Raw genomic sequence first — 14,373 nt, 5'->3', positions numbered from 1 at the left:
GCTGCGTGTTTGCGCGTCAAGCCCCGTGCACCAGCACGTTGCGGAACTGCCAGGGATCGCTCGCGTCGATGTCCTCCGGGAAGAGGCCGGGGCGGCCGGAGAGCGGCGTCCAGTCGGTGTAGACCCCGATCACGGGACCGAGATACGGCAGCTGCACCTCGAGGCAGCGGCGGAAGTCGACCTCGTCGGCCTCGACGATGCCGGCCTCGGGGTTCTCCAGCGCCCAGACCATGCCGGCGAGCACGGCGGAGGTCACCTGCAGGCCGGTGGCGTTCTGGTATGGGGCGATGCGGCGGGTCTCCTCGATCGAGAGCTGCGAGCCGTACCAGTAGGCGTTCTTGCCGTGGCCGTAGAGCAGCACGCCGAGCTCGTCGATGCCGTCGACGATCTCGTTCTCGTCGAGGATGTGGTGCTGCTCCTGCACCCGGCCGGCCTGGCCCCACATCTCGTGCAGCGACAGCACCGCCTCGTTGCAGGGATGGTAGGCGTAATGGCAGGTCGGCCGGTAGACCGCCTTCCCGTCCTGGCGCACCGTGTAGTAGTCGGCGATCGAGATCGCCTCGTTGTGGGTGACGAGGAAGCCGAACTGCGCCTGCGCGGTCGGGGTCCAGGAGCGCACGCGGGTGTCGGCGCCGGGCTGGAGCAGGTAGATCGCCGGGGCGTCATTCGGGAGGGTGCGGCCGTTCTCCGGCATCCAGGTCTCGTGTGTGCCCCAGCCGAGCTCGGCCGGCTGGTTTCCTTCCGAGACGAAGCCCTCGACCGACCAAGTGTTGACGAACACGCCCTGCGGCTTCTCGGACTTGGCGCGCTGGGTGTCGCGCTCGGCGATGTGGATGCCCTTGACGCCGGTCTCGCGCATCAGCGCGGCCCAGTCCTCGCGGGTCTTCGGCTCGGGCGTCTGCAGGCCGAGATCGGCCGCGACGTTGAGGAGCGCCTGCTTGACGAACCACGACACCATGCCGGGATTGGCGCCGCAGCACGACACCGCGGTCGGCCCGCCGGGCTTGCGGCGGCGCGCGTCGAGGATCTGCTCGCGCAACGCGTAGTTGGTGCGGTCGGCCGGCCCGGCGTTCTTGTCGAAGTAGAAGCCCGGCCACGGCTCGGCGACGGTGTCGATGTAGAGCGCGCCGATCTCGCGGCACAGCTCCATGATGTCCCGCGACGAGGTGTCGACCGAGAGGTTGACGCAGAAGCCCTGGCCGCCCCCCTCGGTGAGGAGCGGCGTCAGCACCTCGCGATAATTGTCCTTGGTCAGCGCAACCTGCCGGAAGCGCAGGCCGTGCTTGTCGGCGAGCGCCTTGTGGGAATCCGACGGCTCCACCACCGTGAACCGGGCCTTGTCGTAGGTGAAGTGGCGCTCGATCAGGGGCAGGGTGCCCCGGCCGATCGAGCCGAAGCCGATCATCACGATGGGGCCGCTGATGCGGCCGTGGACGGGCCAGTCGGTCGTGGCGCGGTCGGTCATGGCGCTCAAGGTCTCCGGATTGTGGCTGCGGTGCCCCGCCTGCGGGGACAACTCCCCCCGAGCCGGTCGGCTCGCCTAGCAGGCCAGGATGACGCGCGGGCGACGGGGTGCAGGCGACCGGGTGATTGACGCCTCGGATCCGCGGGGTCAACCCGTTGGCGCGCAGCACCGAAGCTTTACCGGCGGGTTAACCGGGCCGGCCCGCTCGGCATGCCGGATGCGCATGGCGCCGCTGCACCGGCGACGCTTGTGTGCACCGCGATAGCGACCATATTGCATTGCAACAAGAACACCGGAAACGCCCGCGCGCAATCTCAATGGAGATCCCCATGCTCGCGGTCATCACCCACTCGCTCATCACCCCCGCCGAGGAGCGCTCCGACATGGAGCCCGGCATCCTCACCCTCGTCAGCCGCATGGTCCGCGCGGTCCACGACGCCAACCAGCGTCGCCTGGAGCGCCAGATCGGCGAGTACGTCGAGACCAACGGCGGCCGCATCACCGACGATCTCGAGCGCCGCATCGGCCAGTACTTCTGCTGAGCCGCGCGCCCCGGTCCGCCGGGGTGACGGACGCTCGATGTTCCAAGCAGGCGCCAGGGGCGGTCACACGCCCCTCAGGCGCCTTCTTCGTGTCTGGAGTCGTGCCGACATCGATCGACCGGCGCGGCCGGCTCGACATCCTCCATCGTCACCTCGGGGTCGCGACCATAAGTGCGGTTGTGGCGGATAGGCCTGAATCTGCCAAATGCCGGACCTGCCAAGTGCAAGTCGGATCCGGCTTGGATCGCTGAGGAGACTCTTGCGCCCATGAGCGGATCTGCGCAACATGGCTCAACGCATTGAACTCTAGGGCATGGAGTCAACTCAGTGATCGCCAGGTCGTTGGTCGCATTGGCTCTGCTCTGTGGTCCCGCTCATGCGCAATGCCAATGCTTCGTAGTCGCCATTCAAGATTTGGGCGAATGTCGCTCGCAATGGAAGGACCGTACAACCAAATCTAAAGATATAATTGCAAAGGAAGAGATCAATGCTGTTTTTCTTGGTTTCGAGAAGGACAAAAATTGCGCAGGTGCGATTAAAATAACGGGAGAAGACGCTCAGAAATTGGGGATTGAGTCACTCCCCCGCCCACGTTGTTTGTTCATATATCCGCCTTTCGGAACTCGGATCGATTTGTCCGTGTATCAAACAACGGATCGACGCTGGCACCTCGCTTGCCCGAGAGATTTCTGACAGGCAGGCACAGCCGCGGGAAACCCACCTTCAGCACGTCCGGTCCGAGGCAGCGTCTCGTTGGTGCGAGAGCCGCTCGGCTGGCCCCGCGATCGAAAGCTCCTTAATCGCCCACCAACGCCAGATCGTCCCGATGCACCATCGCGGCCCGGCCCGGATAGCCGAGCACCGCCTCGATCTCCCGGCTCGACCGCCCGAGGATCCGGCCGGCATCGTCGCTGTCGTAGGCCACGAGGCCGCGGCCGAGCACCGTGCCGTCGCCGGCCCGGATCGTCACCGCGTCGCCGCGGCTGAAGCTGCCCTCGACCCGCGTGACGCCGACCGGCAGCAGGCTCGCGCCGCCCTGGAGCGCGCGCGCCGCGCCCGCGTCGATCGTCAGGGTGCCGCGGGGCTCGAGCGAGCCGGCGATCCAGGTCTTGCGGGCCGCACCCGGCGTCGAGCCGGCGAGGAACCACGAGCAGCGCGCGCCCGACGCCACCGCCTTGAGCGGGTTCTTGCCCCGACCGTCGGCGATCAGCATGTGCGTGCCGCCCGAGACCGCGATCTTGGCCGCCTCGACCTTAGTGCGCATGCCGCCGCGCGACAGCTCCGAGGCCGGGCCGCCCGCCATGGCGTCGATCTCCGGGGTGATCCGGGCGATGACAGGCAGGTGCTCGGCATTCGGGTCGCTCGCCGGCGGCGCGGTGTAGAGCCCGTCGATGTCGGAAAAGAGCACCAGCAGGTCGGCGCCGATCATCGTGGCGACCCGGGCGGCCAGCCGATCGTTGTCGCCGTAGCGGATCTCCGAGGTCGCCACCGTGTCGTTCTCGTTGACGACCGGGACGGCGCGCTCCTCCAGGAGCTTGAGGGTGGTGGCGCGCGCATTGAGGTAGCGCCGGCGCTCCTCGGTATCCTGCGGCGTCACCAGGATCTGGCCGGCGACGATGCCGTGATGGGCGAGCGCCTCCGACCAGTGGCGCGCGAGGGCGATCTGTCCCACCGCCGCCGCGGCCTGACTCTCCTCGAGCCGCAACGGCCCGGGGCCGAAGCCGAGCACCGTGCGCCCGAGCGCGATCGAGCCGGAGGAGACTACCAGCACGTCGATGCCGCGCCCGTGCAGGTCGGCGATGTCCTCGGCCAAAGCCGCGAGCCAGGCGTGGCGCAGCCGCCCCCGGGCGCGATCGACGAGGAGCGCCGAGCCGACCTTCAGGACGACGCGGCGGAACTGGTCGAGGGTGGGGGTCACGACCGGGGGCTCGCTGCGGACGGGGGCGGTCATGCTGGAGGTCGTGTCCTTGCTGGCGGAACGCGGCAGGAGCGGAGCCATAGGACGGACCGTCCGCAAAGGCGAGGCCGCACCATCCGCGATCGTCACCGCAGGTCGGGATCGTCGTCGAGTTCACCCTGGTCCGTGTTCGCTCCAGGGGGAAGCGCGGCTCTTGCCGATGCGGCGCGGGCGAGGGCCCGGCCGATGAAATCGGACGGTTCGGCCGCAATGCACGCGGTCGCATGGTCGACAGGAGGCAGCATGGCCTCGAAGGCGCGCAGGGCCCGAAGAACCACATCCTCCGGCGTCGTTCCGAGCCTCACGGCTTCACGATGCACGAGAGCGATCGTATCCGGATCAGTGATGACCAGCCTCTCGGTCACAATCGATCCTCGTTCCCGAATCCCTCGCCCGGCGCCTCAAGGCTGCCAGGCCACCCGCTCCGCCGGCGTCTCGGCCGCGACCGCATCCATGCGCGCCATCAGGGCGCGCAGGGCCTCCGTCACGCCCTGGCGCGTGGCCGAGGACAGGACGAGGGGCTTTTGGCCCGTCTCGGCCTCGAGCCGCTCGAGCTGGAGCGCCAGGGTCTCGGGGTCGAGGGCGTCGGCCTTCGACAGGGCCACCACCTCGGGCTTGTCGGCAAGGCCGTGGCCGTAGGCCTCGAGCTCGGTGCGCACCAGCCGGTAGGCGGCGCCGGCATCCTCGCTCGTGCCCTCGACGAGGTGGAGCAGCACCCGGCAGCGCTCGACATGGGCCAGGAACTTGTCGCCGAGGCCGACGCCCTCATGCGCCCCCTCGATCAGGCCCGGGATGTCGGCGAGCACGAATTCGCGGGTGTCGACCCGCACGACGCCGAGGCCCGGATGCAGGGTGGTGAAGGGATAGTCGGCGATCTTCGGTTTCGCCGCCGTGACGGCGGCGAGGAAGGTCGACTTGCCGGCATTCGGCAGCCCGACGAGGCCCGCATCGGCGATGAGCTTCAGCCGCAGCCAGAGCCAGTGCTCCTCGCCCTCGAGGCCCGGATTGGCGTGGCGGGGCGCGCGGTTGGTCGAGGTGGTGAAGTAGGCGTTGCCGAAGCCGCCGTTGCCGCCCTTGGCGAGCCGCACCCGCTGGCCGACCTGCGTCATGTCGGCGATCAGGGTCTCGCGGTCCTCCGACAGGATCTCGGTGCCGGCCGGAACCTTCAGCACCACGTCCTCGCCCTTGCCCCCGGCGCGGTTGCGGCCCGAGCCGTGCTCACCCTTGCGGGCCTTGAAGTGCTGCTGGTAGCGGTAGTCGATCAGGGTGTTCAGTCCCTCGACGCACTCGACCCAGACGTCGCCGCCCCGGCCGCCGTCGCCGCCGTCGGGCCCGCCGAACTCGATGAACTTCTCCCGCCGGAACGAGACGCAGCCGGCGCCGCCGTCTCCCGAGCGGACGTAGACCTTGGCCTCGTCGAGGAACTTCACGGGACAAACTCCAGAATGGGGTGAGGACGGCCGGGGAGGGCCCCGGCCGCCGGTCGCGGTCAGATCAGGCGCCGGCCCGGCATTCCGGCCGGTCGTGGCGCGCGAAGACGAGGCCCGCCGCGTGCCAGGTCTTCAGGCTGTCCCAGGCCCGCCGGTCGAGCCGGAAGCGGTCGACCGGGAAGACGCCGCCGCGGGCCGGGAACGCCTGCAGGCCGGAGCCGACCGAGGCGAAGCCGCACTTCTCCAACACCCGCCGCGAGGCGGGGTTCACCACCCGGGCCGACGCGCTGAGCTCGCTCCCCTCCGTATAGGCGAAGAAGGCGTCGATCATCGCCCGCGCGGCCTCCGTGGCGAGCCCCTGGCCCCAATGCGGCGTGCCGAGCCAGTAGCCGAGATGGGCTGAGCCGCCCTCCGGGTCGGGCTCGATGCTCACGACGCCGATCGCCTGCGTCGGCTGGCGCCGGGGCGTGATCGCCATGATCAGCGCATGCCCGTCCGCATTGGCCCGCCGCGACTCGAGGATGAACTGATCCACGGCCGGCGGGTCGAGCGGATGCGGAATGCGGGCGGTCATCCCGGCTACGGCTTTCTCACCGGCGAGGCGGACGAGGGCTTGCGCGTCGCCCTGGCGGGCCCAGCGCAGCCACAGCCTCCGGGTCTCGAGCCGGAAGACATCGTCGCGGGTGAGGTCGGGAAACATCGCCTGACTCCGATCCGAACCCAGAGCCTGCCGCTCGGGCGCGGTTACGAGAACGACGAAGGGGAAGGTGGTGCCCCACCTTCCCCTCGTGATCTCGCTCGGAGCTCGGCCGTATCGAGGCCTAAGATGAGCAGGAGTCGCCGGGTCGGTGTGGGGACACCGGCGGAGCTCCCTCGTCACTGGCTCCGTCGGGTTACTCAGCGGCCTCCAGGGCCGGGGCGGGGTCGTTGGCGACCACCGCTACGAAGGCGCGGCCTCGTTTCGTCACGAATTGCACGCGGCCATCGGTGAGGGCGAAGAGGGTATGGTCGGTGCCCATGCCGACATTGGTGCCGGGATGCCACTTGGTGCCGCGCTGACGCACGATAATGTTGCCGGCGATCACGGCTTCGCTGCCGAACTTCTTCACGCCGAGACGACGACCGGCCGAATCGCGACCGTTGCGGGACGAACCGCCTGCCTTCTTGTGAGCCATGGGGCTAACTCCTGAATCTGGGAAAAGGGCTCGCGGCCAGCTTTACGCGGCGCTGATGCCCGTGACGCGGACCACGGTGAGGTCCTGGCGATGACCGCGCTTGCGGCGCGAGTTCTGGCGGCGGCGCTTCTTGAAGGCGATGACCTTCGGGCCGCGGGTCTGCTCGACGATCTCGCCGGCGACGCTGACGCCCGAGACCAGCGGGGCGCCGACCTGGGTCGCGCCGGCGCCGTCGGTGAACAGCAGCACCTCGCCGAAGGTGACCGCGGTGCCGGCCTCGCCCTCGAGCTTCTCGATCGTGATGACGTCGTTGGCGGCGACGCGGTACTGCTTGCCGCCGGTCTTGATCACTGCGAACATCGTTCTCGTCCGTGTTCCATCCGGCCTCCGGCGCATGGCCGGGGTCGTCTTTTTGACAGTTGACGTCCGGGCGCCCGATTCGGCTGCCGCGAACGCGACGGCGCGCGGACCGGCCGGTCCGCGCGCCAGGCAACACCGTTACGGGCGCGGGCGGCGTCTGTCAACGCTCAGGTCCCCGGTTTCGGGGCCCGCCTTGATTTCCCGCCGGCCTTCGCCGAAGACCGCCCGGCGGCGTGCCGGCCGGCAGTCGCACGCTGACGTGCGGGAGACCACGATGGAAGAGCTTGTTGCCCGGGTGACGCAGGCCACGGGACTCGACGCGACCACGGCCCAGAAGGCGATCGGGCTCATCCTGGCCTTCCTGCAGAAGGAGGGCCCGCCCGAGGAGGTCGGCCGCCTGATCGCGGCGATGCCGGGTGCCGAGACGGCGATCGCCCAGTCCGGCGACGGCGGGCCCGGGGAGGGCGGCGGCGGCCTGATGGGCATGCTCGGCGGCATGATGGGCGGGGGCGTGATGGCGCTCGGCCAGAAGCTGATGTCGGCCGGCGTGCCGATGGGCCAGATGCAGCCGCTCGGCCGCGAGCTGTTCGCCTATGGCCGCGAGAAGGCCGGCGAGGACGTGATGGGCCCGATCGTCGGCTCGGTCCCGGGCCTCGGCCAGTTCGTCTGACCGTTCGACGCGGCGGGGCGGTGCCGCCCCGCCAACCGATTGTCGCTCAATGTAAACGTCTGTCATATTCCCGTGCCGGCTTCGTGGTGTCCTGTCGCCACGCGGGGGCGGTCGCGGCGACCGCCTCACGGGCGCCGGATCGGTCGGCGCCGCACGGGATGCCTCGACCATGGTTCCGTTCCTCACCCGCGGCCCCGCTGGCGACGGCCGCGCTGCTCCGCCCGGCATCCCCCTCGCGCGCCTCCTCGGCCGCGCCGCCGAAGGTGGCATCCACCTCAAGGGATTTGGCCAGAAGGGGCTTGGCCAGAAGGGCTTCGGCCAGCCCTCGCGGCTCTTCCCGCGCCTGAAGCATTTCCCCACCCCCGGGCTCGACCCGGTGCTCGGCCGGATCGGCTCCCTCGAGGTGCGCCTCGCGACGACGCCGAAGGAGGTCAAGCGGGCCCAGCGCCTGCGCTACCGCGTCTTCTACGAGGAGATGGCGGCGATCCCGACCGGCCTGGCGCTGATCAAGCGCCGCGACGCCGACGAGTACGACGCGGTCTGCGACCACCTCCTCGTCATCGATCACGCCGCCCAGGAAGCGAAGCCCTTCCGCAAGCCCAAGCCCCGGGTGGTGGGCACCTACCGGCTGCTGCGCCAGGAGCAGGCCGACCGCCATTTCGGCTTCTACACCGCCGGCGAGTACGACCTCGGCCCGGTGCTCGAGGCCAATGCCGGCAAGCGCGTGCTCGAGCTCGGCCGCTCCTGCGTGCTCAAGCCCTACCGCACCAAGCGCACCGTCGAGCTCTTGTGGCACGGCATCTGGACCTACGTCCTGCATCACCGCATCGACGCGATGCTCGGCTGCGCCAGCCTCGAGGGCACCGATCCGGACCGCCTCGCGCTGCCCCTGAGCTTCCTGCACCACTTCGCCCGCGCCCCCGAGGGCTGGCGCGCCCGCGCGCTGCCGGGCCGGCACGTCGCCATGGACCGCCTCAGCCGCGAGGCGATCGACCCCAAGGCCGCCCTCCAGGCGCTGCCGCCGCTGATCAAGGGATATCTCCGGGTCGGTGCCACCTTCGGCGACGGCGCGGTGGTCGATCACCAGTTCGGCACGACCGACGTCTTCGTGGTGCTCCCCGTCGAGGCGATCGCGCCGCGCTACATCGGCCATTTCGGCGCCGGGGCCGACCGCCACGCGGCGTGACCTTCCAGGGGCTCGTGCCTCGGGAAGGGCGTCGCGGCCCGGCGCAGCTGGCCGGCGCAAGCCTCAGGGCAGGGCGGCCCGGGTCCCCGTGCCGGCGGGCAGGGAGGCGAGGGCGCCGCGCAAGGACGCCTCGGTGAGGATCTGCGGCAGCACCGCGACGCCGCCCCGTCCGTCGTAGAGCAGGTAGAGCGGCACGCCCGAGCGGCCGTTCGCCTCGAGCACCCGGGTGATCTCTGGGTTCTGGTTGGTCCAGTCGCCCTTCATCTGGGCGACGTCGTGGGCCTTGAAGGCGGCCCGCACCGCGGCGCTTCGCAGGGTGGTGCGGTCGTTGACCTGGCAGGTGATGCACCACGCCGCCGTCATGTTGACGAAGACCGGCCGGCGCTCGGCCAGGAGCGCGTCGAGGCGGGCCTGGCTGAACGGCTCGATCCCGTCCGCGGCGGCCAGCGCCACCGGCCCGGCGCGGTCCCGGTCGAGCGCAGCCAGCAGGCCGAGAAGGGCGAGGAGGCCGACGACCAGGGCGGCCTGGCCCGCGCGCCGGGCGAGCCCGCCCATCGTCGCGGTGCGCGCAACGAGCCAGGCGCAGAACCCGACCAGCACCAGGCCGGTGAGCCCGGCCATCAGCCCGGCGGGCCCGACCTGCTGGCTCAGCACCCAGACCAGCCACGCCACGGTCAGGTAGAGCGGGAAGGCGAGGAGCCCCTTGAGGGTCTCCATCCAGGCGCCGGGCCGCGGCAGGCGGCGCAACAGCCCCGGCCAGGCCGCCAGCAGGGCGAAGGGGAGGGCGAGGCCGAGGCCCAGGGCCGCGAAGACCGCGAGCGCCACGGCAGGCCCCTGCGTCAGGCCGTAGCCGACCGCCGCGCCCATGAACGGCGCCGTGCAGGGGGTGGCGACCACGGTCGCCAGCACGCCGGTGAAGAACGAGCCCTCGAGCCCGGCGCGGCGGGCAAGCCCGTCGCCGAAGGACGCGGCCCCGAGATGCCAGACGCCGGACAGGCTCAACCCCATGGCGAACAGCCCGAAGGCGAGGCCCGCCACCACCAGGGGCGATTGCAGCTGGAAGCCCCAGCCGATCTGCGCACCCCCGGCCCGGAGCGCGATCAGCAGGCCGGCGAGGCCCAGGAACGTCGCCAGCACGCCGGCCGCGTAGGCGAGCCCGTGCAGCCGCACCCGGCCCGGGCTCTCGCCAGAATGGCGCACCAGGCTCAGGACCTTGATCGACAGGACCGGGAAGACGCAGGGCATCAGGTTGAGCAGCAGCCCGCCCAGGAAGGCGAGCAGCGCCGCCTGCCACAGGCCCTCGGCCTCCGCCGGCGCCGCGGCCGTCGCGACCGGTGCCGCCGCGGGCGCGGCGGCCGGAGGGGCGGGCGTCGCCTCGCCGAGGGCGTAGGCGCGCCGGACCGGGCCGGTTTCGGTCTCTTGCGTGAGCGTCAGCACGCCGTCGGCGCGGGGGGACGGCGCATCCGGAGCGGCCTGGCTGCTGCGCTGGAGCCGTAGATGAAGGCCGGTGGCATCGGTCGTCGCGACCTGCGCGGCGGCGTGCTCGAGGGCGGTCTCGGAATAGGGGAAGAACGCGACGTCGCGGGCCTTGAGGCCCGGCGCGTCGAGATGGAGCACCGGCGTCGCCCCATCCTGCACCATCCGGGCCGGCCAGGGCGCGGGCACCGGCAGCCGCTCCCGGGCCTGCGCGAAGGCCGCCGCCGCGCGGGGATCGGGCCGCGGGCTGGTGCCGGCCGGCGCCACCGGCAGGCTCGCCGCGAGGGCCGCCTCGCCCGGCACGCATTCGCGCTCGCAGACGAGGTAGGAGACCTTGGCGCGCAACGACACGGGCCCGGGCCCGACCGTCTCCGGCACGGTGAGCGGCACCGCCAGCAGCACCTCGCCCTCGTAGCCGAAATTCATCAGGTCGCCGACCGGGATCCGCTCCGGCGCCGGCCACGCCACGGTCCCGGCGGCGAAGCCCGGGGGCAGCGACCAGGCGATCTCCGGCGGCAGGCCCGAATCGCCCGGGTTGCGCCAGTAGACGTGCCAGCCCGGCTTCATCGTCAGCCGCACCCCGGCGGTGAGCGTGCCGCCCGGCGCGACCGCGCTCTCCTCGGTGAGAAGCTCGGCCCGGACGAGGTCGGCGTATTTCGAGGGGCGCGGCGCCTGCGCGTCGGCGGTCCCGACGGCGAGCCAGGCGGCCAGGAGCGCGAGGAGGAGGGCGGAAACGCGGGGCGGGCACATGCCCCTCCGGTTACCCGGACTCTGCGGCGCTGGCGAGGCCGGGCGGATCGCGTTCGCGTGAGGGGAGGCGGTCCCGGCAACGCGCCGGCCGGCTTTCCCTCCCGGCCGTCATGCTCTAGAGCAGCGCCCGATCGCGGCCGGGTCGGTCCAGGCCGCACGACGTTTTTGCCAGAGGCCCGGTTGCGCGATCGCTCGCCCTTCCCACCCGGATCGGACCGCTCGACCCGGATGAGCGCGCGCGACGACCGGGCGAAGATCTTTCTGCTCGACGAGCCGGACGAGTTCCTGCGGGTCTTCCTGGCGCAGGCGGCGGTGACGCGCGTCGCGCGCCCCGACGAGTGCGACGTGGCCGTCTATCCCCGGCTGGTGCGCGACATCCGGCACAATCACCGCTGCGACCTCGGCCCCTATGGCGGCCTCCGGGACGGCCTGCGCGGCCGGCCGCTGCTCGTCTTCTCCCAGAACGACTACGAGGGGGTCATCGATTGCGACGGCCTGCGGACGCTCGTCTACCGCACCGGTCTGTCGCGGCGCTGGCGGCTGCCGAACGAGTTCACGCTGCCGTTCCTCTGGATCGTGCATCCGGACGGCTTTTCCGAGCGGGTCCCCGGCGAGAGGCCGGTGATCGGGTTCTGCGGCACGCTCAAGAACCGCCGGCTGCGGCGCAGGACCCTGGACTACTTCGCGGGGCGACGCGACTTCACCAGCAACTACCTCGTCCGGGAGCGGTTCTGGGCCGAGGGCATCCCGGCCGACCAGGCGAAGGCCGAGTACGAGCAGAACATCGATTCCTCCGACTTCGTCATCTGCGACCGCGGCATCGGCAACTGGACGGTGCGGATGTACGAGGTCCTGTCTCGCGGCCGGATCCCGGTCCTCCTCGATACCGGCGCGGTCCTGCCCGGGATCCGCTCCGGGTCCTTCGACGACACGATCATCCTGGCGCGGACCCGCCGGCAATTGGCCGAGCGGATCCTGGAGGTCTGGCGCACCGACGACCTCGTCGCCCGCCAGCGCCGCTGCCGCGCGCTCTGGCTCGACAATTTCAGCATGGCGGGCTTCGCCGGTACCCTCTCGGCCCATCTGGCGCGCCTCGCGGCCGATCCGGACTATCGCGAGCAGGTTTTCGCGACCGGTCCGGCAAGCCGGGCGAAGGCCGCGATCCGGCGGGCGATCTACCGTTAGCCGGACCGCGACCGCCAGGGCGGCGGGTCGAGCGTGCCCGCCAGCGCCTCGAGGAAGCGTCCGGTTCGGGCGGCGCGGGCCCGGCGCGCGCCGAGGAGCGCCACGACGGGCGCGTCCGGCAGCGCGTAGGGGCCGAGGAGCCGGACGAGGCGCCCCGCCCGGAGGTCGTCCGCCACGTCCCATTCCGAGCGCAGGATGATCCCCCGCCCGGAGAGCGCCCAGCGGCGCACCACCTCGCCGTCGTTGCTGGCCAGGCGCGGCTCGACCCGGATCCGCTCCTCCGCTCCGTCCTCGCGCCGGAAGCGCCACAGGGTCACGTCCTCGTCGTTCTCCCGCAGGGCGATGCAGGCGTGGTCCCGCAGGTCGCCCGGCGTCGCCGGCGTGCCGCGGGCGGCGAGGTAGGCCGGCGCGGCGCAGACCAGCCGGGCGTTGGGGGCGAGGCGCCGCGCGATCAGCCCGGGCGCCGCCTGGGCGATCTCGCCGACATGGATGGCGAGGTCCCAGGTCCCGGACGGCACGCCGCCGATCCGGTCGGAGAGCAGGAGATCGATCGCGACCTGCGGATGCGCCTGCTGGAACGCCGCCGCGACGGGCGCCACGTGGCGGCGGCCGAAGCCGAGGGGGGCGACGATCCGCAGGTGCCCGACCACCTGCCCGCGCCGGGCGGCCAGCGCCTCGTCGAGGTCGCCGAGGGACTCGAGGACCGCCCGCCCGCGCTCGGCCAAGAGCTCGCCCTCGTCGGTCAGCGCGAGGTGCCGCCCGGCCCGGTCGACGAGGTGGACGCCCAGCCGCTCCTCGAGGGCGCGCAGGCGCTGCGTGACCGCCGGCGGCGACACGTCGAGGGCCCGCGACGCGGCCGCGAGCGAGGGCGCGTCCGCGATGGCGGCGAAGAAGCGGAGGTCGTCGGTGTTGAGCATTAAGCCGAAGCTTAATTCAGAAGGCAGGCGGCGTTAATGGCATTCGCCCTGCGGACGTGATCTCTACGATGAGAGACATCGTTGCGCGAGCGCCCTGACCCCATGGCCGAGACGAGCGGAGAGCCGCTGGACACGCTGCAGACCCCCTGCCTGCTCCTCGACGAGGCCCGCCTGCGCGCCAACGTCGCGCGGATGCGCGCCCACCTGACGGGGCTCGGCGTCGCGTTCCGGCCGCATCTCAAGACGGCAAAATCCCTCGACGTCGCCCGCCTCGCCATGACCGCGCCGGAGGGGCCCGCCACGGTCTCGACCCTGCGCGAGGCGGAGTATTTCGCGGCCGGCGGAGTGCGCGACATGATCTACGGCGTCGGCATCGCCCCGGCGAAGCTGCCCCGCGTCGCGGCGATCCGGGCGGGCGGTGCCGACCTCGCGGTGATCCTCGACAGCCTGGAGCAGGCCGAGACGGTGGCGGGCCACGCGAGACGCGGCGGCGACGCCCTTCCGGTCCTGATCGAGGTCGATGCCGACGGTCACCGCTCCGGCGTGGCGCCGCACGACCGCGACACCCTGGTGGCGATCGGCCGGTGCCTCACCGCCGGGGGGGCGACCCTGCGCGGCGTCCTGCTCCATGCCGGCGACAGCTACGCCTTGAGCGACCCCGACGCCCACGCGGCGGCGGCCGAGGCCGAGCGGGTCGCGGCGGTGACCGCGGCCGATGCCCTGCGGCAGGCCGGCCTGCCCTGTCCGGTCGTCAGCGTCGGCTCGACCCCGACCGCGCGCTTCGCCCGCGACCTCACCGGGATCACCGAGGTCCGGGCCGGCGTGTTCATGTTCGGCGACCTCTTCCAGGCCGGGACCGGCGCGGTCGAGGTGGAGGACATCGCCCTGTCGGTGCTCGCCACCGTGATCGGCCACCAGCGGGCGAAGGGCTGGATCGTCGTTGATGCCGGCTGGATGGCGCTCTCGCGCGACCGCGGCACCGCGCGCCAGGCGGTCGACCAGGGCTACGGCGTCGTCTGCGACCGGGCCGGTCGGCCCTATCCCGACCTCCTCGTCACGGACGCCAACCAGGAGCACGGCATCCTGGCGCTTCGGCCCGGCTCCGGCGCGGCCCTGCCGGACCTGCCGGTCGGCGCGCAGGTGCGCATCCTGCCCAACCACGCCTGCGCCACCGGCGCCCAGCACGACCGCTACCACGTCCTCGACGCGGCCGGCCGCGCCGCGGCCGTCTGGCCCCGCATCAACGGCTGGTAGGAGCGC

The 14,373-nt window shown here is 71.9% G+C and carries 14 protein-coding genes; 5 read left to right on the top strand and 9 right to left on the bottom strand.

Features of this window, described 5'->3' with window-relative positions; translation table 11 throughout:
* Positions 1-16: 16 nt before the first annotated feature.
* A complete protein-coding gene (locus tag EU555_RS23020) occupies positions 17-1,465 on the bottom strand; it encodes a homospermidine synthase (protein ID WP_135417554.1) in 1,449 nt (482 codons plus the stop codon).
* A gap of 329 nt (positions 1,466-1,794) precedes the next feature.
* Between EU555_RS23020 and EU555_RS23015 the strand changes: the two genes are divergently transcribed.
* Positions 1,795-2,007, top strand: a complete 213-nt coding sequence (locus EU555_RS23015) for a hypothetical protein (RefSeq protein ID WP_135417553.1) — start codon at positions 1,795-1,797, stop codon at positions 2,005-2,007.
* 796 nt (positions 2,008-2,803) lie between these two features.
* Here EU555_RS23015 and proB read toward each other — a convergent pair.
* The 6 genes from proB to rplU form a co-directional block, all read right to left on the bottom strand.
* The gene (gene proB / locus EU555_RS23010; protein WP_245524443.1) at positions 2,804-3,958 is read right to left on the bottom strand and encodes a glutamate 5-kinase; all 1,155 of its coding nucleotides are present in this window, start codon (positions 3,956-3,958) and stop codon (positions 2,804-2,806) included.
* Positions 3,959-4,050: 92 nt separating this feature from the next.
* Entirely contained in the window at positions 4,051-4,329 is a 279-nt protein-coding gene (locus EU555_RS23005) for a hypothetical protein (protein ID WP_135417552.1), read from the bottom strand.
* 36 nt (positions 4,330-4,365) lie between these two features.
* Positions 4,366-5,394 (bottom strand): GTPase ObgE, encoded by a 1,029-nt coding sequence (obgE, locus tag EU555_RS23000; protein ID WP_135417551.1) that lies wholly within the window; start codon positions 5,392-5,394, stop codon positions 4,366-4,368.
* 64 nt (positions 5,395-5,458) lie between these two features.
* The gene (locus EU555_RS22995; RefSeq protein ID WP_135417550.1) at positions 5,459-6,094 is read right to left on the bottom strand and encodes a GNAT family N-acetyltransferase; all 636 of its coding nucleotides are present in this window, start codon (positions 6,092-6,094) and stop codon (positions 5,459-5,461) included.
* A 193-nt stretch (positions 6,095-6,287) separates the two neighbouring features.
* The gene (gene rpmA / locus EU555_RS22990; RefSeq protein ID WP_135417549.1) at positions 6,288-6,569 is read right to left on the bottom strand and encodes a 50S ribosomal protein L27; all 282 of its coding nucleotides are present in this window, start codon (positions 6,567-6,569) and stop codon (positions 6,288-6,290) included.
* Positions 6,570-6,611: 42 nt separating this feature from the next.
* Positions 6,612-6,929, bottom strand: coding sequence for a 50S ribosomal protein L21 (rplU, locus tag EU555_RS22985; RefSeq protein WP_135417548.1), 318 nt, complete (start codon positions 6,927-6,929; stop codon positions 6,612-6,614).
* 274 nt (positions 6,930-7,203) lie between these two features.
* Here rplU and EU555_RS22980 point away from each other — a divergent pair, with 274 nt between their 5' ends.
* Positions 7,204-7,599 (top strand): DUF2267 domain-containing protein, encoded by a 396-nt coding sequence (locus EU555_RS22980; protein ID WP_135417547.1) that lies wholly within the window; start codon positions 7,204-7,206, stop codon positions 7,597-7,599.
* Positions 7,600-7,768: 169 nt separating this feature from the next.
* Complete coding sequence (gene olsB / locus EU555_RS22975) at positions 7,769-8,785, top strand: l-ornithine N(alpha)-acyltransferase (RefSeq protein ID WP_245524442.1); 1,017 nt, start codon at positions 7,769-7,771, stop codon at positions 8,783-8,785.
* Positions 8,786-8,848: 63 nt separating this feature from the next.
* On the opposite strand, the gene EU555_RS22970 is transcribed toward olsB, so the two are convergent.
* Positions 8,849-11,011 carry a protein-disulfide reductase DsbD family protein gene (locus EU555_RS22970; protein WP_135417546.1) on the bottom strand — a complete coding sequence of 721 codons (2,163 nt, stop codon included), beginning with the start codon at positions 11,009-11,011 and terminating at the stop codon, positions 8,849-8,851.
* A gap of 228 nt (positions 11,012-11,239) precedes the next feature.
* Between EU555_RS22970 and EU555_RS22965 the strand changes: the two genes are divergently transcribed.
* The gene (locus EU555_RS22965; protein ID WP_135417545.1) at positions 11,240-12,196 is read left to right on the top strand and encodes a glycosyltransferase family 47 protein; all 957 of its coding nucleotides are present in this window, start codon (positions 11,240-11,242) and stop codon (positions 12,194-12,196) included.
* Here the strand turns inward: EU555_RS22965 and EU555_RS22960 are convergent.
* Entirely contained in the window at positions 12,193-13,113 is a 921-nt protein-coding gene (locus tag EU555_RS22960; RefSeq protein WP_135417544.1) for a LysR family transcriptional regulator, read from the bottom strand. The genes EU555_RS22965 and EU555_RS22960 overlap by 4 nt on opposite strands.
* A gap of 102 nt (positions 13,114-13,215) precedes the next feature.
* On the opposite strand from EU555_RS22960, the gene EU555_RS22955 reads away from it, so the two are divergent.
* Positions 13,216-14,367 carry a DSD1 family PLP-dependent enzyme gene (locus EU555_RS22955; protein WP_135417543.1) on the top strand — a complete coding sequence of 384 codons (1,152 nt, stop codon included), beginning with the start codon at positions 13,216-13,218 and terminating at the stop codon, positions 14,365-14,367.
* Positions 14,368-14,373 lie beyond the last annotated feature (6 nt).

Origin of the sequence: Methylobacterium nonmethylotrophicum, from assembly GCF_004745635.1 — a bacterium.
GTDB lineage: Bacteria > Pseudomonadota > Alphaproteobacteria > Rhizobiales > Beijerinckiaceae > Methylobacterium > Methylobacterium nonmethylotrophicum.
The sequence above is the reverse complement of the archived record's forward strand: the minus strand, read 5'-3'. Positions and strand labels throughout refer to the sequence as shown.